The sequence below is a fragment of the Microtetraspora sp. AC03309 genome (genome assembly GCF_020826795.1).
GTDB classification, from domain to species: domain Bacteria; phylum Actinomycetota; class Actinomycetes; order Streptosporangiales; family Streptosporangiaceae; genus Microtetraspora; species Microtetraspora glauca.
In genome coordinates this window covers 1-375 of record NZ_JADDIL010000659.1, presented here as the reverse complement: position 1 = coordinate 375, position 375 = coordinate 1, and the positions used below count along the sequence as shown (strand labels likewise).

The window sequence follows — 375 nt, the reverse complement described above, 5'->3', positions numbered from 1 at the left end:
GCAGGTCGACCGTCGGCAAGCGCCAGCGCTGTGCACCGGTCGTTCCGTCGAAACCGACGACTGCCCCGTCGTTGGTACCGACGAAACCCGGTCCGGCCGGCAGCACGACTGCTGAGTCGAGCTTGACGGTGTAGGCCACCTTTGCACCGACCGTCGTCGGTACGCCGGGGATTGCCGCGCGCTTGGCCGTGGTGGCCGTGGACACTCCGACCGGGCTGAGCGATGTGACGACAACGCCGGCCACGGCAGCCAGGGCGACGCCGGTGACCGCCAGCGCGCCGACCGCCACACGACCCGGCCTGCGTACAGGGCCCGGAGACCCGGATGTGGCACCGGCGAGCAGCAGCAGAGCCGCGCAGGTGAGTACCACCCAGG

Annotated in this window: 1 protein-coding gene; it reads right to left on the bottom strand. The window is 71.2% G+C overall.

Going from position 1 to position 375, the window contains the following annotated elements; genetic code table 11:
- The coding region (locus tag IMZ11_RS44825) for a hypothetical protein (protein WP_228649918.1) at positions 1 to 289 on the bottom strand (289 nt) is incomplete at its 3' end.
- Positions 290 to 375: the final 86 nt, after the last annotated feature.